Origin of the sequence: Kocuria sp. CCUG 69068, assembly GCF_020833785.1 — a bacterium.
Classification (GTDB): domain Bacteria; phylum Actinomycetota; class Actinomycetes; order Actinomycetales; family Micrococcaceae; genus Kocuria; species Kocuria rosea.
Genome location: NZ_PDDL01000280.1, coordinates 1 through 521, shown reverse-complemented (window position 1 = coordinate 521; position 521 = coordinate 1). Strand labels below are relative to the sequence as shown.

The following is a 521-nucleotide window of genomic DNA, read 5'->3' as shown; positions in this document are numbered from 1 at the left end:
GCTCGGGGGCGCCCGCCGCGACGGCGAGCGCACACGCCGCCTCGACCTCGTGGCCCCCGCCGGGCGGGTCCGCGCGGCGGTGCCGGACGTCCAGCAGCGACCCGGGGTAGTCCTCGCTCGTGGCGACCACGCGGTCGATCCCGGCGAGCCGGGCCAGCAGCGCCATGGGCAGGGGGCTCTGGTGGAAGGACGTGAACACCACGGCGAGGTCGTAGCCGCGGGCGGCGAGGGCGTCCACCAGGTCCTCGGTCGTCTCCCGGTCCACGGGCGGGGGCCGGAAGCCCGACCACGGCGCCGAGTACTCGAGGACCGCGTCCACGTCCGGCAGCAGGCGGGCGGCCGCGGCACCGGACGGGGAGGCCAGCAGGTCCACCGGGTTCCCCAGCCGGGCCAGGGCCCGCACCGCGGGCCCGGTCAGCAGGACGTCCCCGTCCGAGTCGAGGCGGACGGCGAGGGTGCGGCCCACGATCAGCCCCGGGCCCCGGCCGAGACCGGGCGGGCGTCGGGCCGGGCGGCCGTCC

The 521-nt window shown here is 79.7% G+C and carries 1 protein-coding gene; it reads right to left on the bottom strand.

Translation table 11 applies throughout. The features are described 5' to 3' along the window. A partial coding sequence (locus CRM73_RS19525; protein ID WP_370658585.1) for a glycosyltransferase family 9 protein occupies positions 1–521 on the bottom strand: 521 nt, incomplete at both ends.